This window comes from Oceanobacillus aidingensis (genome assembly GCF_042654105.1).
GTDB lineage: Bacteria > Bacillota > Bacilli > Bacillales > Amphibacillaceae > Oceanobacillus > Oceanobacillus oncorhynchi.
The window spans coordinates 33,709-57,473 of the sequence record NZ_JBHSFT010000050.1; the positions used below are offsets into that span (position 1 = coordinate 33,709).

Below are 23,765 nucleotides of genomic sequence, written 5' to 3' on the forward strand. Positions count from 1 at the left end.
GAAAGTGTGAAATCATTTATTTTATGGGGGTGAAGGAGATTAATTTGGAATTAAGCCAGCTGGAGAATGAATTAGGAATAACTTTTCAACAAAAAGATTTATTAAAGGAAGCATTTACACATTCTTCTTATGTCAATGAATATAAAAAAAGCAAGCTGAATGATAACGAGCGGCTGGAATTTTTAGGAGATGCCGTACTGGAATTAGCTGTTTCACAATATTTATATAGGAATAATCAGGAAATGCCTGAGGGAGAGATGACCAAATTACGTGCAGCTATTGTCTGTGAGGCGTCTTTAACGGTATTTGCAAAACAATTTGACTTTGGGAAATACATCCTTTTAGGTAAAGGAGAAGATAAGACTGGCGGACGTCAAAGACCTGCCATTCTAGCGGATGCATTTGAGGCCTTTTTAGGAGCACTTTATTTAGATCAAGGCTTTGATGCGGTGCTTCGTTTTCTAAATATGCATATTTTCCCTGCATTAACAGTAGATACGTCAACAAGTGTGATGGATTATAAAAGTCATCTTCAGGAAATCGTTCAGCAGCAAAAAGATAGAAAAATTGAGTATGAGATTATTGAAGAGCGCGGACCTTCTCATTATAAAGAGTTTATCGCTCAGGTTGTAATTCAGGGAGAACCCGCTGGAAAAGGAAACGGAAGAACAAAAAAAGAAGCTGAGCAAAAGGCAGCCAGAGCAGCGCTTGAGAAAAAACTTCCAGAATAAAAAAACGTTACGCAAGGATAATTTAGCTGCTTGTTCTTGCGTAACGTTTTTCTTATATTGCATGGCTGAAAAGGTACTGTGGCAACTTTTTCACTGGGATGAGTAATCGAAGCCCTAGTTCCTAAGCGTTGCAGCCTTAGGCTTTCTGTGTCATTTGCGAATGGCTGCTAATTCATTTATAAAGGCCTGTGTTTCTGACGCGCTTAAACGGCCTTTACTGATAACCATATCATACATCCATTTTAAGTCCTCATATTTTTCAAGGTTATAATCCTCTGCGTCCATAATTGAACGATTTACTACCTGTAGCTTTTCAGCTAACTCTTGAAGCATATACTCCATATTTTCCTTGCTTGGCTGCTCTAACTGCATCGTATCCTCCTCTTATTTATCCTCTTCAGGAATTTTATCCGTACATAGAAAAAGTACAAAATAGGAATGAATGGTATTTCAAATGGGCTATGTACGAATAAATAAAATTAATCTTATAACAAGTGTTAATTATAGCATAATTTTTATCCTTCGTTAAAGCATTCCTTTCTGAATTAATAGCATGTCGCGCATAGGCTAAAGTGTCATAATGTGATAAAATATATTAGCTAAACAATTCAAGCAGCGGAAGAAAGAAATAAGTTTCATTTTATTGAAATGTTCACTTTGCCACAGCTTTGGAAATCATAAAGCTGCGTATGAAATGATGAGAGAGGCTGCTGTCAGCCACTTTTTAAAGAATAAGAAAGTATAAAAAAATGCTGAATATAGCCGCTCCAACGGGTTTCATGGGGTGAGTAATCTTAGGCCCAGAAATACACTCCGCTTTCCGTGGACCCCAGGCTCATCTCCTTTAAAGAAGACTTAGCGATTGGCAAGCCGACAGGCGCAGACAGAGCTAAAGTCGCACTTATGCCCTGTGGGTAGAAAAAAAGAAGGTCACTTTTTTTCTGCGGGGTCTTCACACTGGGACTGGGACTGCGATTACTCGTCCCATCAAAAAGCGTCGCTAGAATTAGCTTCATTTCTTTGTAAGAAAGCAAATAAAACATATTTCTTCAAAGATGGGAGCGGATGTTGTCTACTCCTGCGGGAAAAGCAACAGATAGACCTGAGCAGGAAGCGGTTTTCTTACCGTGTGGCTGAACGTTGCCCGCGGAAAGCGACTTCCCGGAGCGGACATCTCTTTGGCAAGAACATCGATATTTTAAAGACCAAGTGGTATTCTTGGTTTTTCTTACGATAACGATAAATAGATACGATAAAATAGAAAGATTAGATTTTTAGGAGAATGATTATGCATTTAAAGCGATTAGAAAGTGTTGGATTTAAATCCTTTGCAGAGCGAATTAACGTAGATTTTGTACCTGGAGTAACAGCGGTAGTAGGTCCGAATGGAAGCGGGAAAAGTAATATTACTGACGCAATCCGCTGGGTGCTGGGTGAACAATCTATGAAATCACTGCGCGGATCCAAAATGGAAGATATTATATTCCAGGGGAGTGACTCGAGATCTCCTTTAAATATCGCTGAAGTTACCCTTGTATTAGACAATAAAGATCAGCGCGTACCGCTGGATTACGAAGAAGTCAGTGTGACAAGAAGGGTTTATCGATCTGGGGAAAGCGAATTTTATATCAATAAACAGGTTTGCCGACTGAAGGATATTGTTGATCTGTTTATTGATTCCGGTCTGGGCAGAGAAGCTTTTTCTATTATCAGTCAGGGAAGAGTGGAGGAGATTCTCAGCTCGAAAGCAGAGGAACGCCGTGTGATTTTTGAGGAAGCGGCAGGCGTTTTAAAATATAAGCAGCGTAAGAAAAAAGCGGAATATAAGCTTGCTGAAACGCAGGAGAACCTGAATCGTGTCGAGGATATTGTTTATGAAATTGAACAGCAGCTGGATCCGTTAGAGGAGCAATCAAAAAAAGCAAAAGAATATCAGACCTTGCAGGCTGAACTTCAAGAAACAGAGATTTCTGTGCTGATTACGGAAATGGAACAAATTCATCAGGAATGGCAGCAGGTATTAGAAAACTTAGCTGTAAACGAAAAAAAACAGAAAGAACAATCCGAAGCCATTCGTCTGATCGAAACGGACGTAGCAAAAGAAAAAAAACATATACAGCAATATGAAACAGAAATAGAGCAGCTGCAGACGGATTTATTAGATATAACAGAACAACTGGAGAAATTTGAAGGAAAGAAGCAACTGTTTGATGAACGCTCCAAGCACGCAGATGAGAATAAAGAAAAGCTTGTACAGCAGTTAGATCGGGTTACTTCAAATGTTCGTGTGCTGGAAAAACAAAAAATAAATGAACAGGAGAAGCTGGCGCAGTTAGAGGCTGAGAAGACTGATACTTTGGCCAGGAAAAAAGAATTAGAAAAGAAATTAGCAATGCGGCCGGAAGATGTAGCTAACCGAATTGAGGATTTAAAAGCGGAGTATATCGAGTTGTTGAACCAGCAGGCTGCTTATCGAAATGAAAAACAATCTGTTGATCGGCAGCAAGAGCAAATTGAAGCAAAAAATAATTCTCAATCCATGAAATTTAAAGATATGCTCACGGAGAGAAATGAGCTGCAAGATAAACAGACAGCTGCGGAAGAGGTCTTGCAGACTTACCAGAACCAGCTGGAAAAGAAGGCGCAGCAATTAAAAACGTTAAAGGCTGAATTGCAATCAGAACGCACACAATATGAGGAAGCGCAATCCAAGCTTTATCAAGGCTATCAATACATTGAAAAAGTAAAGTCAAAAAAAGAAATGCTCGAAGAAATGAAGGAAGACTTTCAGGGCTTCTTTCAGGGCGTCCGTCAGGTGTTACGGGCAAGAGAAGAAGGCAAGCTGAAGGATATAGAAGGGGCGGTTATCGAGTTAATGGATGTCCCTAAAGACTATATTACGGCAGTGGAGACCGTATTAGGCGGACAAGCACAGAATATTGTTGTGGAAACAGACCAGGCGGCAAGAGAAGCGATTAATTGGTTGAAAAAGACCAATAGCGGGCGGGCAACTTTTCTCCCGCTTAAATCGATTCAGCCCCGTTTTTTATCCAGTGAAGGAAAACAGGAAGTAAGGGAGCACCCGGGATTTGTAGGTGTTGCTTCTGATTTAGTGCAGCCGAAAGCTAAAAAATATGAGAAAGCAGTGCAGCATTTAATGGGTAATGTGGTTATTGCTAAAACCTTGCGGGATGCAAATGACATTGCAATAAAACTGCATCGCAGATACCGGATTGTCACGCTGGACGGAGACATGGTCCACCCTGGAGGCTCTATGTCAGGAGGAGCGCAGAAAAAACAAAATCAATCGCTGTTTACCCGCGAAAAAGATCTGCAGGAGCTGCATGCGCGCTTGGCAGAATACAAACAGAAAACAGAGCAATTTGAGCAAGGTGTACAGAAGAAAAAAGATTATTTGCGAGAGCTGGATGAAAAAATCAGCGATACCGAGCAAGAAGTGCAGAAAATGCAAAAAGAGGTGCAGGAAAGTCAAGCTGATTTTCAAACCTTTCAGGCGAAGCTGACATCCATCAATGACAATTTGTCCATCTATGATATGGATAAAAAACAGAATGAACAGAGCCGCACAGAATTAGCGGATCGAAATAAAGTCCTGACAAAAGAATTAGAAGAAATCAATATTAAGCTTCAAACAGTGCAAAAAGAAGTGGATGATTTAACAGAGGAAGAAGCGAAATTAAAAGAGACGCAAGGAAAATTACAGGATGCGTTTTACGAGATCAAAGTAACACTGGCTGAGCAGGAAGAACGCTTTAAAAATCAAAAAGCGAATACAAAAGCTTTGGAGACGCAGCTTGAACGGGCAATTGAGGAAAAAAAACAGGTGGACGAAGAGCTGGAGACAATAACGGCAATAAAAAATCAGGAAGAAACAGAAGAAGAAATGGAAGAGAAAATTGTCAATGCCAGAACTTCCAAACAGAGATTAACGGAAAGCATAGAGAAGCTGCGCACTAAAAGAAAAGAAAGCTTAGACAAACAGCAGTCCCTGGAAGCGAAATTGAAAGAAGCGCAGGAACAATACAGCGTGACGAATGAGCACTATCAAAAACAGGAGGTCAAATCAAACCGCCTGGATGTGGAGCTTGATAACCACCTGCAGCAGCTTGAAAAAGAATACTTGATGACATATGAATTGGCAAAACGTGATTATGCAAAGGTTGAAAATATGGATGAGGCAAAAGCAGTCGTCAGCCGTTTAAAGGATAAAATCAACCAGCTGGGTACGATTAATTTAGGTGCTATTGATGAATATGAGCGTATTTCTGAAAGGTACCAGTTCTTAAAAGAACAAAGAGATGACCTTGTGGAAGGAAAGCGAACGCTATATACTGTTATTGAAGAGATGGACACAGAAATGAAGGAGCGGTTTTCAGCCACTTTTTCAAAAATAAAAGAAGAATTCTCTCAGGTGTTTATGCACTTGTTTGGCGGCGGACATGCTGAATTAAAATTAACAAACCCGGATAATTTATTAGAAACAGGCGTAGATATTATTGCGCAGCCGCCGGGGAAAAAATTGCAGCATTTAAGCCTTTTATCAGGAGGAGAACGAGCATTAACAGCAATCGCCCTTCTCTTTTCCATTTTGCGTGTCCGTCCAGTTCCGTTTTGTATACTGGATGAGGTCGAAGCGGCTTTAGATGAAGCGAATGTAGTCCGCTTTGCCAGGTATGTGAAGCAATTCAGCAAGGATACACAGTTTATCGTCATTACACATCGAAAAGGAACCATGGAGGAAGCAGATGTTCTTTATGGTGTGACGATGCAGGAATCAGGGGTGTCGAGACTGGTTTCTGTCCGATTAGAGGATACAAAAGAATTGATTCAATCGTAGGGGGATATCAATATGGGATTTATGGATAAATTGAAAGCGCGTTTTAAGCAAAACGAGGAAACCAAGGAGGTTTCCGAAAAATATCAGGAAGGTATGAAAAAGACAAGAGATACCTTTTCAGGGAAATTAAATGATTTGATTGCACGTTATCGTAAAGTAGATGAGGATTTCTTTGAAGAATTAGAAGAGGTATTAATTACAGCAGATGTCGGTGTTTCCACTGTGATGGATCTTGTCGAAGAACTTAAAATGGAAGTAAAGCGTCAAAAAATCAAGGATTCCTCTGAAATAAAGGATGTTATTTCAGAAAAGCTTGTAGATATTTATTATGGCGATGAAGATTCGTCCATCCAGCATTTGCAGCTGGATGAAGACGGATTACAGGTTATTCTTGTTGTTGGTGTAAATGGCGTAGGGAAAACAACAAGTATTGGCAAGCTTGCACATCAATTAAAAGCAGATGGAAAAAATGTCATCTTAGCAGCAGGGGATACTTTCCGTGCTGGAGCAATCGACCAACTAGAAATCTGGGGAGAGCGTGCCGACGTTCCTGTAATAAAGCACAGCGAAGGCAGTGACCCTGCTGCGGTTATTTATGATGGAATCAGAGCTGCAAAGTCTCGTGAAGCAGATGTTCTCATTTGTGATACTGCAGGAAGACTTCAGAATAAGGTGAATCTGATGAACGAGCTTGCTAAAGTGAAACGCGTCATTGAACGTGAAATTCCAGGTGCTCCCCATGAAGTTTTGCTGGTTTTGGACGCTACTACCGGTCAAAATGCATTGACACAGGCACGTACCTTTTCAGAGGCAACAGATGTGTCTGGAATTGTCTTGACTAAACTGGATGGTACAGCAAAAGGCGGGATTGTGCTGGCTATTCGTAACGAATTGCAAATTCCGGTGAAGTATGTCGGATTAGGTGAAGGGATCAATGACCTGCAGCAATTTGACGCAGATGCCTTTGTATTTGGATTATTTTCTGATTTAGGAATGAGTGAGGAGAGCGAGAAAACGGAATAGGCGAAACCCGCTTGACTACTTGACAATTTCCGATTGAGTTGGATATGATAAATGTAAAGGAAAATCACTTAACAAGAGGTGTGCCCGTTGCTGGAAAAGACAAATCGGATAAATTATTTATATGATTTTTATCAAGCACTGCTGACTCCAAAACAGCGCAGTTATATGGAAATGTATTATCTGGAAGACTACTCATTAGGTGAGATATCGGAGCTCTTTGAAGTTTCCAGACAAGCTGTATATGATAATATAAAAAGAACAGAAAAAATGTTAGAGTCTTATGAGGATAAGCTTCATCTTTTTTCTAGATTTGAAAAACGTAAGCAAATCATTGTGAAGCTTTCGGAAACGGTAAAAGATCCGGAGGCAAAAAAGTATGTTCAACAATTACTAGATTTAGATTAGGGGGATACCTTCTATGGCATTTGAAGGATTAGCGGACCGTCTCCAAGGTACGATAAAGAAAATTACCGGTAAGGGTAAGGTCTCTGAGCAAGATGTAAAAGAGATGACAAGAGAAGTTCGCCTGGCGCTTTTAGAAGCCGATGTAAACTTCAAAGTTGTAAAACAATTAATTGCCCGGATAAAAGAAAGAGCGGTCGGGCAGGAAGTAATGGAAAGCTTAACACCAGGGCAACAGGTTATTAAAGTTGTAAAAGATGAATTAACGAATTTAATGGGTGGAGAGCAAAGTAAAATTGCTGTCGCCGACCGTTCGCCGACCGTTATTATGATGGTTGGTTTACAAGGTGCAGGTAAAACGACCACCACGGGAAAGCTTGCGAACCATTTACGTAAAAAGCATAACCGTAATCCGTTATTAGTTGCATGTGACGTCTATCGTCCGGCAGCCATTCAACAATTGGAAACGCTCGGTACACAGCTGGATATGCCTGTTTTTTCATTAGGAACAGAAGCAAATCCGGTTGATATTGCCAATCAGGCGATTGCTCAGGCAAAAGAGAATCACAATGATTATGTCATTATTGATACGGCCGGCCGTTTGCATGTAGATGAAAACCTGATGGAAGAATTACAGAAAATCAAAACAGATGTAAAACCAGATGAAATCTTTTTAGTGGTTGATTCCATGACTGGGCAGGATGCTGTTAATGTAGCAGAAAGCTTTAATGAACAGCTTGATATTACAGGAGTTGTTCTGACAAAGTTAGACGGGGATACCCGCGGCGGTGCGGCGCTTTCTATCAAAGCGGTAACGGACAAGCCGATTAAATTTGCCGGGATGGGAGAAAAACTGGATCAGCTGGAAGCCTTCCACCCAGAACGTATGGCATCCAGGATTCTCGGTATGGGGGATGTGCTTTCTTTAATTGAAAAAGCTCAGACCAACGTGGATGAAAAACAGGCAAAAGAATTAGAAGAAAAAATGCGTACGATGTCCTTTACATTTGACGATTTCCTGGAACAAATGGGTCAGGTCCGTGAAATGGGGCCGTTAGATGACTTAATGGCTATGATTCCAGGCTCAAACAAGATGAAAGGCTTGAAGAATGCCCAATTAGATGAAAGCCAATTGACCGAAGTTGAGGCAATTATCCAATCCATGACGAAAAAAGAGCGTCAGGAGCCGAGTATTATCAATGGAAGCAGGAGAAAACGGATTGCAAAAGGTTCGGGAACTTCTGTTGCAGCGGTCAACCGCTTAATAAAGCAATTTTCGGAAATGAAAAAAATGATGAAGCAAATGACCAATATGCAAAAAGGGAAAAAAGGAAAAGGCGGCGGATTTAAATTTCCTTTCATGTAGAGTTGATTTTCATGCTTTTTTGTAATAAAATAAGCTTGTAATGGAAAAATACTTTACAGACTAAAAACTATCTGTTAAAATCAATTCTTGTGATAAGATAATTATTGGAGGTGCAAAGCATGGCAGTAAAAATTCGTTTAAAACGTATGGGTTCTAAAAGAAATCCATTCTATCGTATTGTTGTAGCAGACTCTCGTTCTCCACGTGATGGTCGCTTTATCGAACAAATTGGTACGTACAATCCTGTAGTAAATCCAGTTGAGGTTAAAATAGATGAAGAAAAAGCACTTGATTGGATGACAAAAGGTGCAAAACCAAGCGATACAGTACGTAATCTATTCTCTAACGAAGGCATCATGAAGAATTTTCACGAACAAAAAAATTCTAAATAAGTAGTGTGATATCATGAAAGCCCTGATTAAATCGATTGTTACCTCATTAGTAGATTATCCGGATGATATTGTGATAAAAGAAACGGAAGAAGATTCTAAAGTTACGTATCATTTAACTGTTCATCCGGACGATGTCGGAAAAGTCATTGGCAAAAACGGCCGGATTGCAAAAGCAATACGAACTGTTGTATACGCAGCAAACACTGGTGGTAATAAACGTATTTTTTTGGATATTATGTAAGGTTCGTATTCAGAAAGAATACATTCTTTCTGAATAACTTGGTAAAGGGAAAGCTGACCCTGCTTTTAGGGCTCAACTTTCCCTTTTTACACATTTAAACCCGAATCTATCAGGCAGGAGCTGAATTGAAATGAAATTAATTAAAAAAGTTCCCATTAAGGTAGTCGTGACAGAGGACAGCAAAGAAAAAATCCGCCAAAATTTCACAAATCATAAATTACGTCTTGAACAAGAGTGTCAACAACTCCAATTTGAAATGAGAAAATTAAAGAACAAAAATGCAAATGTTCGTTCAGATATGGAAACTCGGTTTAACCAGGAAATTAAAAATCGCCAGGAAAAAATGAAGCTGTTAGATTTTAAGATAGAACAGTTAGATGAATTAAAAATGGGTAGCGAAATCGTTGAAAAAGAGGTTGAAGCTCTTGTTGAGGTCGAAGTAGGCTCCGATTGGCACCATCTTATGAAGGAGCAGGCTATCGTAATTAAAGATGATAAGGTTATCCGAATCGACGAATGAAATAGGTGAAAAAAGATGCATACAGAGAAATTAAAAATTGGTAAAATCGTGAATACACATGGAATTAAAGGCGAGGTAAAGGTTTTGCGCATTACCGATTTCGAAGAACGTTTTACGCCTGGAAATGAAGTGATTATTTCATCAGACCAGCGTGATATCACATTGGAAATTGGATCACATCGCATTCATAAAGGGTTTGATTTGATTACATTTAAAGGATATGCCAATCTGAATGATGTAGAACAATGGAAAGGCATGAATTTGTATATCGATAAAAATCAAACAGCAGAATTGGAAGAGAACGCGTTTTACTATCATGAAATTATCGGCTGTCAAGTTCAGACAGCGGAGGGAGATACATTAGGGAAAGTGAAAGAAATCCTCTCTCCCGGCGCTAATGATGTCTGGGTAGTACAAAGGCCTGGCAAGAAGGATTTGTTAATACCCTATATTGAAGATGTAGTCAAAAAGGTAGACATTCAGACTGGAGTTATTTCAGTGGAGTTAATGGAAGGGATGTTAGATTAGATGCATATTGATATTCTGACACTTTTCCCGGAAATGTTTTATGGTGTGATGGAAAGTTCTATCCTGAAAAAAGCGGCTGATAAAGATCAGTTTTCTTATCAGCTTGTTGATTTTCGTCATTATTCCACGCAAAAACATAAAAAAGTAGATGATTATCCTTATGGGGGCGGAGCAGGTATGGTACTGACGCCACAGCCTGTATTTGATGCTGTTGAAGCGGTGAAAAAAGAGAGAACTTCCCGTCCGCGTGTTGTTTTGATGTGCCCTCAGGGAGAGCCTTACACACAGAAAAAAGCAGAGGAGCTGGCTCAGGAGGAGCATCTGATTTTTATTTGCGGTCATTACGAAGGATATGATGAGCGAATTCGTGAGCATCTTGTAACGGATGAAATTTCTATAGGAGACTATGTCTTAACTGGTGGAGAATTAGGGGCAATGGTTGTTGTTGACAGTGTTGTTCGTTTATTGCCAGAGGCTCTTGGAAACGAAGCCTCCGCAAAGCAGGATTCTTTTTCGACTGGATTATTGGAACACCCCCATTACACTCGCCCTGCGGATTTTCGCGGGATGAAGGCTCCAGAAGTCCTTTTATCCGGAAACCATGCGAATATTGAAGCCTGGAGAAGGAAAGAATCCTTGAGGCGAACTGCTGAAAGACGCCCTGATTTATTAGAAAATCAACCGTTAGATACAACAGATAAAGAAATACTTCAAGAATTAAAAAATGACGAAAAATAGTTGTGCTTTACGCCATAATGTGCTATATTATTAATTGTGCTTATGTGCGTGTAAGCATGTAAAACGATGTTCCGCTGTTCAGATAAAAGGGCATGAGCATTAGTTTGGAAGGAGTGAAAATCATGCAACAAATTATTGCAGACGTAACCAAAGATCAATTACGTACAGACCATCCTGATTTTCGACCTGGTGACACTTTAAAGGTGCACGTGAAGGTTGTAGAGGGAAGTCGTGAGCGTATTCAGGTATTTGAAGGTGTTGTAATTAAACGTCAAAACGGCGGAATCAGCGAAACATTCACAGTAAGAAAAATTTCTTACGGTGTTGGTGTGGAGCGTACTTTCCCATTACATTCACCAAGAGTTGATAAAATTGAAGTTTCTCGTCGCGGTATTGTACGTCGTGCGAAGCTTTACTACCTGCGTAACCTGCGCGGAAAAGCTGCTCGTATTAAAGAACGTCGCTAATCAGCCGGCAGAGGATATGAAACGAATACAAAAGGGCTACGTCAATCATGGCAGTAGCTCTTTTTCATTCTTAAAGAGAACGTTCAAAAAGTCCAATAAAAAGGAATAAAAATAACACGGTGATTAGACGAACTTTTACTAAAATCGCAGTCTCAGGACGTCGCGTTCTTAGCTGACTGGTCCTATTTATCGAACTTTTGAACAGGCACTTTAATAAAAATAATACTACTTAGAATTTGTTTATCTAACACTTACTAGCTACAATATAAGGTAGACTGAAGTTATCGGAGGAAATCAGATGACAGAGAAAGAGCAAAAAAAGAAAAAGAATGAGTGGTTGGAGTGGATAAAAGCTATCCTTCTTGCTGTAGGTTTTGTGTTCTTAGTGCGGATGTTCTTATTTGCGCCTATCGTTGTAGAAGGACCATCGATGCTGCCAACCTTGCATGACCGTGATCAAATGATTGTTAATAAAATTAATTATACGCTTGGAGAACCAGATCGTTTTGACATTGTTGTGTTCCATGCTCCTGAGCAAAATGATTTTATTAAGCGTGTTATTGGACTGCCTGGAGAGCATGTAGCAGTGAGAGATAATGTACTGTATATCGATGGGGAACCGGTAGATGAGCCGTTCTTAAATGATCAGGTCTTTACAAATGATTTCGAACTGGAAGAATTGGAAGAAGGCTATGAAGTGGTTCCTGAGGATTCCGTATTCGTACTAGGTGATAATCGGAGCAACTCAACAGACAGCCGAATTATCGGAGTAGTACCGATGGATGAGGTAGTCGGAGAGGCAAGTCTGGTCTACTGGCCATTGAATCGTATACACTTTAGTGAATAAGGAAGGTGAAAAAATATGCCTATACAGTGGTTTCCCGGTCATATGGCGAAGGCGCGCAGAGAAGTACAGGAGCAATTAAAGCTTGTTGACTTTGTCATTGAACTGGTTGATGCAAGAGCACCGTACTCCTCGCAAAACCCGATGCTGCAAGAGGTTTTAGGGCAAAAACCTAAGCTTGTCTTACTGATGAAAAAAGATTTAGCTGACCCTGCGAAAACAGCTGAATGGATAGCAGGTTATCAGGAGCAGGGGATACAGGCTGCAGCGGTCGATGTGAATCAAAAAGGAGATATACAGCAGGTTGTTCAGCTGGCCAAAGCAATGGGACAAGAAAAGATGGACAAGCTGAAGGCGAAAGGAATTAAGCCGAGACCAGCCAGAGCAATGATCGTTGGTATCCCGAATGTGGGGAAATCTACTTTGATTAACCGGCTTGCCAATAAAAAAATTGCGAAGACGGGAGATCGTCCCGGAATTACTAAACAGCAATTATGGATTAAAATAAAGAAAGACTTCGAATTACTGGATACACCAGGTATTTTATGGCCGAAATTTGAAGAAGAGGCTGTAGGATACCGGCTGGCGGCAATCGGAACAATAAAAGACCAGCTGCTTCCTCTTCAGGATATTACAGCCTTTGTTATTCGCTTCTTATTTGAAGAATATCCGAATTACCTGAAGGAACGCTATGCTGTAGAAGATAGTACGGACATGGTAGAACTATTTGAGGGTATCGGCAGAAAAAGAGGCGCATTAGAAAGCGGCGGTCATGTGAATTTTGATAAAGTATCCGATATCGTTCTTCAAGATTTAAGAACAGGAAAATTAGGCAAGTTCACTTTGGAACAGCCATAAAATATATTTAACAGCCTGCAAGGGATTTTCTTTGTAGGCTATTTTCATATTTATAGAAGATGTTTAAAAAGATAGCTTAACAAGTTTGATAAAATGACGATAATAAAAGAAAGCAGGATAGGTATGAAAAAGCAATCAATCGCAGAAATTAAAGGGTTACTTAAAGAAGGTACCCTGACAGCAGAAGAATGGGAAGTAATTCTTCAAGACGAAAGGAAAGGCGTTCAGACACTGGTACAATCCTATCAGCGTAAACAAGAGCGTGAAAAACGTTTAATTAAACAGTTTGCTGATATGCAGCGCTATGAGAACAATGCATATATGAATGGAATAGAAAATATAGCAGGTGTGGATGAAGTCGGCAGAGGTCCGCTTGCAGGTCCTGTTGTAGCAGCTGCTGTGATTCTTCCAAAAGATTTTCAATTAATCGGGTTAAATGACTCCAAGAAACTAAAAGAAAACGTAAGGGAAGAATACAGCACCTATATCAAAGAGCATGCTGTCAGCTATCATATTTCATTTATAGATAATCAGACTATAGATACGATTAATATTTATGAAGCAACCAAAAAAGCAATGTATGATGCGTTATCAGGGCTGACTCCATCTCCTGAGCATGTACTGGTTGATGCAGTTCATTTGCCCGGCTTAACCTGTTCTCAGGAAGCGATTATCAAGGGAGATGCGTCAAGCGTCAGTATTGCGGCTGCCAGTGTTTTGGCAAAGGTAGCCCGTGATCAGTATATGAAGGAATTACATAAGAAATATCCCGGCTATGATTTTGATAAAAATATGGGATACGGGACCAAAGCACATTTAGAAGGGCTGAATCAATTTGGGGTGACGCCTTACCATAGAACATCATTTGCACCAATAAAAACAATGGGAAAATGATAAAGAAAAAGAGGAGAGCCTATGCGGATTCAAGACAATGTAAAGGCGGCTAAATTACTGCATCCTTCCAAGGCGAATCTGCTTCATAATCTGAAGACAGGGGATATTTTACAAGGAACAGTAAAGCAGCTTTTTCCAAATCAACGAGCAGCCATTCAAATTCAGGGCAGCCAGCTAATTGCCCAGCTGGAGGCTTCTCTTTCTGTGGGCGGAAAATATTTTTTTCAAGTAACATCCCATGAAGGGAAGATGCCTGAATTAAAAGTAATGACTGGTGAGCAGCATAATGGGCAGCAGATGACTCGTCATCTTCTCCAGCAGCTTGGCATCAAAGAAAATAAATTATCGTTCCAGCTGGCCAGTGCGCTTGTCGGAGAACAAGTGCCCATGCAGAGAAGTGATTTGATGCAGGCAATGCAGTATATTCAGGATAACAAAATCTCACAGAAGCAAGCACAGCCTATTCTTATGGAGTTAATGAAAATGCGTATCCCGGTAACGCCAGCTTCATTCCAAGCAGTGCAGGCGTTTCAAAACGGCAATTTTAGTGAGAGCTTAGCGTCGCTGGAACGTTCCCTTCTTCCCGGCCAGCAGCCGATGTTGCGGGCTAGCCTGGAACACATACTTAAAGGTTTTCCTTCTGAACAAAGCGCTGTGCGTGCCATTTTGAGTGCCGATGCTCAAGCTGCAAAGCCTGTTTTATTTCCGCTGCTTCAAAGCCTCGGCTTCGTTTCTAAAGGACTGGACAGACAGGCATGGACAAATATTTTGCAGCAATGGAATTCACCTGTTACACAAACGCCGCCCAATCAAGCGGCGGCTTCAGCTCCATTTACAGCTGGTTTGGAAGAAATAAAGGGGAAGATTCAATCTATTTTAGCTACTCAGCAGCAGCTGACAGCAGAAGCGAAGCCTGTACTACAACAAGGCAATAACACGGCAGCACTGATGAAGCAGAGTATAGAAGCGCAGTTTCCGCAATCTTTTTCAGATAAAGGATTAGGAAATGAAGGAAATGTCCGTCAAATTATCGAGGCTTTATCTGATTCTAAAAATTTTCCAATGTTAGAACGGTTCTCGAATATTTTGGGAACTTCGAATGAAAGAGCGATGAGAATTGTACTGACAGCCGATGCACAAGCTGAGAAACCAGTACTGTTTCCTCTTTTGCAAAACTTAGGAATGGTTTCCAAAGCCCTGGATAAACAAAGCTGGATAAATGCATTAAAGCAATGGAACCCGCCTGTATCACAAAATCAAGGGCCAGTAACCGCGCCATTTACAAGCAGTTTCGAAGGAGTAAAGGAGCAGATTCAGTCTATTTTAGGCAATCAAAAGCAATTAATGACTGAAGCTAAAGCGTTACAAGGAGCACTGATGCAAGGAAACAATGCTGCAGTACAGCCCAAGTCAACTCTGGCTGCTGAGTTTCCGCAGTATTTCGCCAATCAATCACCGATTACCCAGGAGAGCGGCACCGTGCGTTCATTACTGGAAGCTTTGGCCGAACCGAAAACCTATCAGGCACTGCAGCGGTTCATAAATATATGGATAGCTTCAAATGAAAATACCATCCATGATCCTAAAGAACAGTTCCTGCAGCAAATGCAGTGGGTTCTCCGCGATGCCGGACTGAATGCTGAAAATTCGTTGAAAACAGATGATGCAAACACGATGCAGTTCAAACACTTATTACTAGAAATGCTTCAGAGCAGCAGTGGTGGAATCAGCAGGGATAACGCACAGCAGGTGGTTCATTTTTTAAATGGCATGCAATTAAATAACATGAATGACAGCAGTTATTTTATTCAGGCTAATATACAGATACCTGGACAAAAATTGGGGGTATCCAAGGATATCGATTTGCATTTTGAGGGCAAGAAGACTGCTGACGGGAGGATTGATCCGGAGCATTGCCGTATTATTTTTGACCTGAATCTGCACGGAATGAAAGAAACCATTGTTGATCTGCATGTTCAAAAAAAATCACTGTCTATCACCATCTATAACGATCAGGCTACAACCCCGGTGCTGGTGGAAAAGCTTCGTCCTAATCTGCAGGAAGCATTAGAAAGCATGGATTATCACGTGGCATCAGTTACCTGCAAGCCCTATACGGAAGCAGAAAAACAACAGCGTCAGGCAATAAAAACTGCTGAGGAAAGGCCTGGTTCTGGAAAGGTGGATTTTCGAGTATGAATGAAAAACGAAAAAAAGCAGTTGCCTTAAGCTATGAGCAGAGTATGGACGATGCACCAAGAGTAATGGCTTCAGGAAAAGGCTTTGTTGCAGAAGAAATTATTGAGCGGGCAGAGGCGCATGATATACCAATTTTAGAAGACCCTTCCTTAGTCGAGGTACTGGCTGAATTAAATATCAATGAGCAGATTCCAGAGGAGTTATTTCAGGTAGTGTCAGAAGTATTTGCTTTTATCTATCGGGCAGATAAACAAACTGGAATAGAGAATCGGTGAATAAGAGTTTAGTCAGGAACCATTCATTTTCTATTTTACAACGGTGTCCATACTTTTGGCGGGTTAAGAAATAATATTGATTTTTATGTTCCCTATTTCTTGTTTATTTCCTATATTTTTAATACAATAGTAGTGCATTGATTTTGATAGGAGGATGGAAGATGAACATTCATGAGTACCAAGGTAAACAAGTTTTACGAGAATTTGGTGTAAACGTTCCGAACGGTCATGTTGCTTATTCTGTAGACGAAGCTGTAGAAGCTGCGGAAAAGCTTGGCTCGTCTGTAACCGTTATCAAGGCGCAAATCCATGCAGGTGGACGCGGTAAAGCCGGCGGGGTAAAGGTAGCAAAGAGTCTGGAGGAAGTTCGTACATATGCGGATGAAATTTTAGGGAAAACGCTTGTAACACATCAGAACGGACCTGACGGCACAGAAGTAAAACGTTTACTTATTGAAGAAGGCTGTGATATTCAGAAAGAATATTACGTAGGGGTAGTTCTTGACCGTGCCACATCAAGAGTTGTTATGATGGCGTCTGAAGAAGGCGGTACAGAAATTGAAGAGGTGGCAGAAGCAACACCTGAAAAAATCTTTAAAGAAGTGATTGACCCTGTTGTTGGTTTATCACCTTATCAAGCTAGAAGACTAGCATTCAATATTAATATTCCGGATGAATTACTGGGTAAAGCAGTTAAATTTATGACTGCACTATATGATGCTTTTGTTGCAAAAGATTGCTCTATCGCAGAAATTAACCCGCTTGTAACTACAGGTGATAACGAAGTTCTTGCGTTGGATGCAAAATTAAACTTTGATGATAACGCACTCTATCGTCAACCAGAAATTGCAGAACTGCGTGACTTAGGCGAGGAAGACGAGAAAGAAATCCAAGCTTCTAAATATGACTTAAGCTATGTTTCATTAGACGGAAACATCGGGTGTATGGTAAACGGCGCCGGCTTAGCAATGTCTACAATGGATATTATTAAGCATTATGGCGGCGATCCGGCTAACTTCCTTGATGTAGGGGGCGGTGCTACAGCCGAAAAAGTAACCGAAGCATTTAAAATCATTCTTTCAGATAAAAATGTAAAAGGAATTTTTGTAAACATTTTTGGCGGAATTATGAAATGTGATGTTATTGCTGAAGGTGTTGTAGAAGCAACGAAGCAAATTGGCTTGACTATACCATTAGTTGTCCGCTTAGAAGGTACAAACGTAGAGCGGGGCAAAGAAATTTTAGATGAATCAGGTCTAAATATTACTTCTGCAACCTCTATGGCAGACGGCGCAGAGAAAATTGTTGCTGCAGTGAAGTAAAGCAGTTACCGTGTATTGACTTACAAATAGAGGACGTAAAAATAGGAAAGGGCGGACTTATAATGAGTGTTTATATTAATAAAGATACAAAAGTAATAGTCCAAGGAATTACAGGTGGAACTGCACGTTTCCATACAAAACAAATGCTGGAATATGGTACAAAAATTGTTGGCGGGGTAACACCGAAAAAAGCAGGTACAGAAGTAGAAGGAGTTCCTGTTTTTAACACAGTTGATGATGCTGTAAAAGCTACTGGAGCAACCGCATCTGTTATCTATGTACCGGCACCTTTTGCTGCAGATGCTATCATCGAAGCAACAGATGCAGAGCTTGATTTAGTTATCTGTATTACAGAACATATTCCGGTAATAGATATGGTGAAAGTGAAACGCTATATGGAAGGCAAGAAAACACGCCTTGTTGGGCCAAACTGCCCTGGTGTGATTACAGCAGATGAAACAAAAATTGGGATTATGCCAGGATATATCCATAAAAAAGGGCATATCGGCGTGGTATCCCGCTCTGGTACATTGACGTATGAAGCTGTTCATCAATTGTCCGAAGCTGGTTATGGACAGACAACTGCTGTCGGTATTGGCGGCGACCCGGTTAACGGGACAAACTTTATTGATGTACTAGAAGAATTTAACAAAGACTCTGAAACAGAGGCTGTTATTATGATCGGTGAAATCGGCGGTACCGCGGAAGAAGAAGCTGCTGAGTGGGTGAAAGCGAATATGACGAAGCCCGTAGTCGGATTTATCGGCGGAGCAACAGCACCTCCAGGAAAACGTATGGGACATGCCGGTGCTATTATCTCCGGAGGAAAAGGAACAGCTGATGAAAAAATCCGTGTAATGGAATCCTGCGGAATTAAAGTAGCTGCAACTCCTTCTGTTATGGGAGAAACAATGATTGAAGCATTGAAAGAAAATGGTTTAGAGGAAAAATGTAAAACGCATTAAGCATGTTGAAGTACTTTAAGGTACCTGGGCAGAGGATTCTACTTCCTTCTATAATATAGAAGGAAGTAGAATTTTGTCCGGGTTTTTCAGCCTCAATTAAGTAGGAAGGGAAGGATATGAATTGAATTATCTTTTTGATCGGCTGGATTTTATTCATCTCAGCCGGTGCCGTTATGCTACACGTACTTTTATACGCAAGTGGGTACGAACAGATCCTGAACTAAAAAAGATTTATCAGCTGTCCCCGTACGAATTGTCACAAATTATTCGAATTCCTCATCAAAAAGCACAAACCCTCTTGAAAGACCTTCATAATCCGCAATTAAAAAAGAAGATATTGGAAGAATCTAGAGATTTTCATATCATCACAATAGTTGACGAATATTATCCCTCTATGTTAAATACAATTAAAGACGCACCCCTCGTTTTATATGGTTCAGGAAATCTGGATCTTTTAGCAAAGCAGCCGATGCTCAGCGTTATCGGTACAAGAAATCCGTCAAATGAGGCCTTTGGAAAGCTATTTATGGCGATTGCGCCTCTTATTGATGCGAAATGGGTGATTGTCAGTGGAATGGCAAGAGGTGTTGACAGTATGGCACATCGGCTGACATTGAAACGGCAGGGAAATACGATTGCTGTTTTAGGCGGCGGCTTTCGATCCATTTACCCAAGAGAGCATTTGCCGCTTTATCAAAAGATTGTAAAGCAAGGGCTGGCTTTATCTGAATACCCGCCAGACGCACCGCCTCAAAAATATCATTTCCCGGAAAGAAATCGAATTATAAGTGGCTTGACAATGGGAACCTTAGTGATAGAAGCAATGAAGAAGAGCGGTACGATGATTACGGTGAATCAAGCCCTTGACCAAGGAAGAGATGTGTTCGCTGTACCGGGCAATCCGCTTTTGGAACAATGTGCCGGGTGTAACCGAATTATTCAGGATGGTGCAAAATTAATTCAATCTGCTGAAGATATTTACACAGAATGGAATTATAGTTTTCGATTATTCAATAAATAGTGTTTGACAAAAACGTATTCTATCTATAGTATTAGGAAAGATTTCTATTCGTAAATTGTCAACCTCATTATGGGAGGAACGTACATGTCAGATTATCTCGTTATCGTTGAGTCGCCAGCGAAAGCAAAGACGATTGAACGGTATTTAGGAAAAAAATATACAGTAAAAGCTTCCATGGGGCATCTTCGCGATTTGCCAAAAAGTCAAATGGGAGTAGACGTTGAGGAAAATTATAAATTAAAGTATATTACTATCCGCGGAAAAGGGGATATACTTAAAGATTTAAGAAAATCAGCAAAAAAAGCCAAAAAAATCTATCTCGCAGCCGATCCGGATCGCGAGGGAGAAGCAATTGCATGGCATTTAGCTCATGTTTTAAATGTGGATGAAAATTCAAAATGTCGGGTTGTTTTTAACGAAATTACTAAGGATGCCATTAAAGAATCCTTTAAGAATCCCCGGGCGATAGATTTAGACTTGGTTGATGCGCAACAGGCCCGCCGCGTTCTCGATCGTTTAGTAGGCTATAATATCAGTCCTATACTATGGAAGAAAGTGAAAAAAGGATTGAGTGCCGGACGAGTACAGTCTGTTGCTTTAAAAATGATTATTGATAGAGAAAAAGAAATTGAGAATTTCCAGCCGGAAGAATATTGGTCTATCGACGGATTATTTGCAAAAGGAAACGAAACATTTGAAGGCGCCTTTTATGGTGTCGATGGTAAAAAAACAAAGCTTAAAACAAAAGATGATGTGGAAGAGGTTAAAAAGAAGCTGGACGGAAAAGAGTTCACCATTCAAAGTGTGAAAAAAAGAGAAAGAAAACGAAATCCAGCACATCCATTTACTACTTCATCCCTTCAACAGGAAGCAGCAAGAAAACTTAACTTCCGTGCAAAGAAAACGATGATGATTGCCCAGCAATTATATGAAGGTATTGATTTAGGGCGTTCTTCAGGCGGGATTACTGGATTAATTACGTATATGCGTACAGATTCCACACGAATCTCAGATGGGGCGAAGGAAGAAGTAAAAGGCTACATCAAAGAGAACTATGGCGAAACGTATCTTGGCAAGCAAAGCCCTGTTAAAAATAAAAGCGGCGCGCAAGATGCTCATGAAGCCATTCGCCCGACTTCCACTTTACGGGACCCTAAGGCATTAAAAAATATTTTATCAAGAGATCAGCTGCGTTTGTACAAACTGATCTGGGAACGCTTTGTTGCCAGTCAAATGGCGCCTGCTGTAATGGATACGATGACTGTCCACCTGTTAAACAATGGGGTGGAGTTTCGTGCAACCGGTTCAAAGATAAAATTCAAAGGGTTTATGAAAGTTTATGTGGAAGGCAACGATGACAATAAAAAACAGGAAGATAAAATATTGCCGGAGCTGGAAGAGGGAATGAAAGTTGAATCGAAAGAAGTGAAGCCGAATCAACATTTCACCCAGCCGCCTCCACGGTATACTGATGCAAGACTGGTTAAAACAATGGAAGAAATGGGCATTGGCCGGCCGTCTACTTATGCACCAACGCTGGATACGATTCAGCGCAGAGGCTACGTATCCATGGATAATAAGCGGTTTGTGCCAACGGAGCTTGGAACCATCGTCTGCGAGCTTGTAGAAGAGTTTTTCCCTGAAGTCATTGATGCAGAATTCACTGCCAAAATGGAAACAGACTTAGACTCTGTTGAGGAAGGGAAAACAGCCTGGATACAAATTATTGACGATTTCTACCAGGACTTCAGCAAACGGCTTGAAAAAGCAGATGCTGAGATGGAAAAGGTAGAAATACGTGATGAGCCTGCCGGAATTACCTGTGAAGAATGCGGACACGAAATGGTATATAAAATGGGCCGCTATGGGAAGTTTCTAGCTTGCTCCAATTTCCCTGAATGCAGAAATACAAAACCGATTTTAAAGAAAATTGGTGTCAGTTGTCCGAAATGTCAAGAAGGGGATGTTGTAGAAAGGAAATCAAAGAAAAAAAGAACTTTCTATGGCTGTGACCAATTTCCGGAATGTGATTTTGTATCATGGGATAAACCGATTGCCAGAACGTGTCCAAAATGTGACTCCATGCTGGTTGAAAAGAAAAGTAAAAAAGAAACGCAAGTTCAATGCTCTAATTGTGAATATAAGGAAGTTGCACAGAAGTAGCTGATATCATCAGCTGCTTCTGTTCTGCTGTGTGTGAAGAAATGTAAAATAAATAATAAAAAGAGATGCATCGTGTTAGTTAGAAACGTTGAATTAGACGTATAATAATCGTTAAAGTTGACTAAAATTATAATTGTTATTAAAATCTATTTGGTAAGGCATTTCCCTTTACAGAAGCTGTTCAACTATTTAGCAGGAAGACCCCAAGCTATTGGAGCAGTTATTTATCGTTTTGTGGATACACTTATAGAATGGAAATAAACAGGATCTTCAGATACTCCTAACCACCCTTTCGTTGTTTTTTCACTTCATCGAATATTCATAACTCTAAGCACCTTTCTGAATTTTATTACAATTTAGTTAAATTCATTGCAATCTCAGAAGGAGTGTGCTATGCTTTATCCGTTATACGATGATGAGGTGACTTCTTTGTGAATTTAAAAACATACATGGACCAGTTTATAGAGTATTTACAAATTGAAAAAAATGCCTCACCGTATACCATTCAATTTTATCGGACTGATTTAGAAACATTCGAAGCTTTTATGCAAAGAGAAGAAGTATATGATTTAAAAGATGTAACCTACCGGGAAGTCCGGATATTTCTTACAGAGTTATATAACAATGCGTTAAGCAAAAGGTCTGTCTCCAGAAAAATATCTTCACTGAGAAGCTTTTACCGTTTTTTGGAACGGGAGAAGCTGATTGTGGGGAATCCGTTTACGCAGCTTTCACTCCCTAAGTCAGAAAAACCTGTCCCAGGCTTTTTGTATGAAGAGGAGTTGGAGAAGCTTTTTTGTGTGAGTGATTTGACGACAAATTTAGGGCAGCGCAATCAAGCGCTGCTGGAGGTTCTGTATGGAACCGGAATCCGCGTCAGCGAGTGTCAGCAATTGCGCTTGCAGGATATTGATTTTTCGATTGGAACTATTTTTGTAAAAGGGAAAGGGCGGAAAGAACGTTATGTCCCCTTTGGCAGTTTCGCGGAAGCGGCTTTAGAAAAGTATCTGTTCCACGGAAGGAAAAAATTACTGAATAAATCAAATAACAAAACAGAGAATGTATTTTTAAATGCAAGAGGAAATCCGATAACCACAAGAGGCATTCGTACTGTGTTAAATAAAATAGTAGAAAAAGCTTCTATAAATATTCAAGTGCATCCTCATAAGCTCAGGCATACTTTTGCAACGCATATGTTGAATGAGGGAGCTGATTTAAGGTCTGTGCAGGAACTATTAGGACATGAAAGTTTATCCTCTACCCAAATATATACGCACGTTTCAAAAGAGCATTTGAAGAAGGCTTATATGAAAAGCCATCCGCGCGCAAATGATAAAAAATAAGTGAGGTGGATATATGGACTCCCAAATGCATGCTACAACCATATTTGCGGTGCAGCATAATGGAAAATGTGCCATGAGCGGTGACGGCCAGGTGACACTTGGCAATGCCGTCATTATGAAGCAAACCGCAAAAAAAGTGAGAACTTTGTATAATGGAGAAGTTCTGGCTGGGTTTGCCGGATCTGTGGCAGATGCCTTCACATTATTTGAGAAATTTGAAGGTAAGCTACAAGCATTTAATGGCAATTTGACAAGAGCTGCTGTCGAATTAGCAAAAGAATGGCGTTCTGATAAAGTTCTCAGAAAGCTCGAAGCTATGCTGATAGTCATGAATAAAGAAAATATGTACCTTGTATCCGGCACAGGAGAAGTTATTGAGCCGGACGACGGGATACTTGCTATTGGTTCTGGAGGCAACTATGCGTTAAGCGCCGGCAGAGCATTGCTTCAAAAAGCACCGCAGTTATCTGCTGTTGAGATTGCGCAAACTGCGTTAGAAATTGCAGGAGATATTTGTGTGTTTACGAATGATCAGATTACGTTAGAAGTACTGGAATAATCGTTTCTTTCTTTTTGAATGAACGCTTTTAATGAAGTCTTGACAAAGGAGGATGC

23 protein-coding genes are annotated in these 23,765 nt (G+C 40.4%); 22 read left to right on the forward strand and 1 reads right to left on the reverse strand.

The features are described from left to right. The first annotated feature begins 23 nt into the window (after nucleotides 1–23). A complete protein-coding gene (gene rnc, locus ACFO3P_RS21105) occupies nucleotides 24–731 on the forward strand; it encodes a ribonuclease III (protein WP_374705731.1) in 708 nt (235 codons plus the stop codon). 150 nt (nucleotides 732–881) lie between these two features. Here the strand turns inward: rnc and ACFO3P_RS21110 are convergent, their stop codons facing one another. Then, a complete protein-coding gene (locus ACFO3P_RS21110; protein WP_042535084.1) occupies nucleotides 882–1,103 on the reverse strand; it encodes a DUF1128 domain-containing protein in 222 nt (73 codons plus the stop codon). Between the two features lie 916 nt (nucleotides 1,104–2,019). Between ACFO3P_RS21110 and smc the strand changes: the two genes are divergently transcribed. From smc to hslV, 21 genes are all read left to right on the forward strand, one after another. After that, nucleotides 2,020–5,589 (forward strand): chromosome segregation protein SMC, encoded by a 3,570-nt coding sequence (smc, locus tag ACFO3P_RS21115; protein WP_289584556.1) that lies wholly within the window; start codon nucleotides 2,020–2,022, stop codon nucleotides 5,587–5,589. A 12-nt stretch (nucleotides 5,590–5,601) separates the two neighbouring features. Beyond that, nucleotides 5,602–6,612 carry a signal recognition particle-docking protein FtsY gene (ftsY, locus tag ACFO3P_RS21120; RefSeq protein WP_042535080.1) on the forward strand — a complete coding sequence of 337 codons (1,011 nt, stop codon included), beginning with the start codon at nucleotides 5,602–5,604 and terminating at the stop codon, nucleotides 6,610–6,612. Nucleotides 6,613–6,699: 87 nt separating this feature from the next. Continuing rightward, nucleotides 6,700–7,017 (forward strand): putative DNA-binding protein, encoded by a 318-nt coding sequence (locus ACFO3P_RS21125; RefSeq protein ID WP_042535078.1) that lies wholly within the window; start codon nucleotides 6,700–6,702, stop codon nucleotides 7,015–7,017. A gap of 13 nt (nucleotides 7,018–7,030) precedes the next feature. Next, nucleotides 7,031–8,380, forward strand: coding sequence for a signal recognition particle protein (gene ffh / locus ACFO3P_RS21130; RefSeq protein WP_042535076.1), 1,350 nt, complete (start codon nucleotides 7,031–7,033; stop codon nucleotides 8,378–8,380). A 119-nt stretch (nucleotides 8,381–8,499) separates the two neighbouring features. Further along, the gene (rpsP, locus tag ACFO3P_RS21135; protein WP_042535073.1) at nucleotides 8,500–8,772 is read left to right on the forward strand and encodes a 30S ribosomal protein S16; all 273 of its coding nucleotides are present in this window, start codon (nucleotides 8,500–8,502) and stop codon (nucleotides 8,770–8,772) included. A 13-nt stretch (nucleotides 8,773–8,785) separates the two neighbouring features. Beyond that, a complete protein-coding gene (locus ACFO3P_RS21140) occupies nucleotides 8,786–9,013 on the forward strand; it encodes a KH domain-containing protein (RefSeq protein WP_042535071.1) in 228 nt (75 codons plus the stop codon). 130 nt (nucleotides 9,014–9,143) lie between these two features. Further along, nucleotides 9,144–9,533, forward strand: coding sequence for a YlqD family protein (locus tag ACFO3P_RS21145; protein ID WP_042535069.1), 390 nt, complete (start codon nucleotides 9,144–9,146; stop codon nucleotides 9,531–9,533). A 15-nt stretch (nucleotides 9,534–9,548) separates the two neighbouring features. Then, nucleotides 9,549–10,061, forward strand: coding sequence for a ribosome maturation factor RimM (gene rimM, locus ACFO3P_RS21150; protein ID WP_042535068.1), 513 nt, complete (start codon nucleotides 9,549–9,551; stop codon nucleotides 10,059–10,061). Then, nucleotides 10,062–10,799 (forward strand): tRNA (guanosine(37)-N1)-methyltransferase TrmD, encoded by a 738-nt coding sequence (gene trmD, locus ACFO3P_RS21155; protein WP_042535066.1) that lies wholly within the window; start codon nucleotides 10,062–10,064, stop codon nucleotides 10,797–10,799. Between the two features lie 122 nt (nucleotides 10,800–10,921). Next, the gene (gene rplS / locus ACFO3P_RS21160) at nucleotides 10,922–11,266 is read left to right on the forward strand and encodes a 50S ribosomal protein L19 (RefSeq protein ID WP_042535064.1); all 345 of its coding nucleotides are present in this window, start codon (nucleotides 10,922–10,924) and stop codon (nucleotides 11,264–11,266) included. Between the two features lie 298 nt (nucleotides 11,267–11,564). Next, nucleotides 11,565–12,113 (forward strand): signal peptidase I, encoded by a 549-nt coding sequence (gene lepB, locus ACFO3P_RS21165; protein ID WP_042535062.1) that lies wholly within the window; start codon nucleotides 11,565–11,567, stop codon nucleotides 12,111–12,113. Nucleotides 12,114–12,128: 15 nt separating this feature from the next. Further along, nucleotides 12,129–12,968, forward strand: a complete 840-nt coding sequence (gene ylqF / locus ACFO3P_RS21170) for a ribosome biogenesis GTPase YlqF (RefSeq protein ID WP_042535061.1) — start codon at nucleotides 12,129–12,131, stop codon at nucleotides 12,966–12,968. Between the two features lie 123 nt (nucleotides 12,969–13,091). Beyond that, on the forward strand, nucleotides 13,092–13,862 hold the full coding sequence (locus ACFO3P_RS21175) for a ribonuclease HII (RefSeq protein WP_042535059.1): 771 nt from the start codon (nucleotides 13,092–13,094) through the stop codon (nucleotides 13,860–13,862). Between the two features lie 21 nt (nucleotides 13,863–13,883). After that, complete coding sequence (locus ACFO3P_RS21180; RefSeq protein WP_289584558.1) at nucleotides 13,884–16,061, forward strand: hypothetical protein; 2,178 nt, start codon at nucleotides 13,884–13,886, stop codon at nucleotides 16,059–16,061. Then, a complete protein-coding gene (locus tag ACFO3P_RS21185) occupies nucleotides 16,058–16,336 on the forward strand; it encodes an EscU/YscU/HrcU family type III secretion system export apparatus switch protein (RefSeq protein ID WP_042535056.1) in 279 nt (92 codons plus the stop codon). Before ACFO3P_RS21180 ends, ACFO3P_RS21185 begins: the two co-directional genes overlap by 4 nt. A gap of 161 nt (nucleotides 16,337–16,497) precedes the next feature. Beyond that, nucleotides 16,498–17,658, forward strand: a complete 1,161-nt coding sequence (gene sucC, locus ACFO3P_RS21190) for an ADP-forming succinate--CoA ligase subunit beta (RefSeq protein WP_289584559.1) — start codon at nucleotides 16,498–16,500, stop codon at nucleotides 17,656–17,658. Nucleotides 17,659–17,720: 62 nt separating this feature from the next. Beyond that, a complete protein-coding gene (sucD, locus tag ACFO3P_RS21195) occupies nucleotides 17,721–18,623 on the forward strand; it encodes a succinate--CoA ligase subunit alpha (protein WP_289584560.1) in 903 nt (300 codons plus the stop codon). A gap of 121 nt (nucleotides 18,624–18,744) precedes the next feature. Further along, a complete protein-coding gene (dprA, locus tag ACFO3P_RS21200; protein WP_042535050.1) occupies nucleotides 18,745–19,644 on the forward strand; it encodes a DNA-processing protein DprA in 900 nt (299 codons plus the stop codon). Nucleotides 19,645–19,728: 84 nt separating this feature from the next. Next, nucleotides 19,729–21,807, forward strand: coding sequence for a type I DNA topoisomerase (gene topA / locus ACFO3P_RS21205; RefSeq protein WP_212928504.1), 2,079 nt, complete (start codon nucleotides 19,729–19,731; stop codon nucleotides 21,805–21,807). A gap of 449 nt (nucleotides 21,808–22,256) precedes the next feature. Next, complete coding sequence (xerC, locus tag ACFO3P_RS21210) at nucleotides 22,257–23,150, forward strand: tyrosine recombinase XerC (protein WP_193064983.1); 894 nt, start codon at nucleotides 22,257–22,259, stop codon at nucleotides 23,148–23,150. Between the two features lie 13 nt (nucleotides 23,151–23,163). Beyond that, on the forward strand, nucleotides 23,164–23,709 hold the full coding sequence (hslV, locus tag ACFO3P_RS21215) for an ATP-dependent protease subunit HslV (RefSeq protein WP_289584562.1): 546 nt from the start codon (nucleotides 23,164–23,166) through the stop codon (nucleotides 23,707–23,709). Nucleotides 23,710–23,765: the final 56 nt, after the last annotated feature.